We start from the raw sequence: 228 nt of genomic DNA, 5'->3' as shown, positions 1-228 counted from the left end.
CAGACATGTCCTTCAAACTGTTGTCGCTGAACAATCCGGAATTCCATCTTCCTTCTACTACAGTTTCAGCAGGAAAGAAAATGGATTGAAATACCACTCTTTCAGTCTTCAATCCGTTGTTTCTGACATCCGCAACCTTTACTACGTATTGCAAAAACAAACTGCCTGGTACGAACAACAACAAAGCCAACAGGAATCAGCTCAGCAAACAGACAAATCTGCATGGAA

General features: G+C 41.7%; 1 protein-coding gene. It reads left to right on the top strand.

All coding sequences use genetic code 11. The features are described 5' to 3' along the window. Positions 1-228: hypothetical protein (locus SM754_RS20450; protein ID WP_323677980.1), on the top strand; the 228-nt coding region annotated here is incomplete at both ends.

The sequence above is a fragment of the Halorubellus amylolyticus genome (assembly GCF_034808145.1).
In the GTDB taxonomy this organism is placed as follows: domain Archaea; phylum Halobacteriota; class Halobacteria; order Halobacteriales; family Natrialbaceae; genus Halorubellus.
This window is presented reverse-complemented; position numbering and strand designations above follow the sequence as displayed.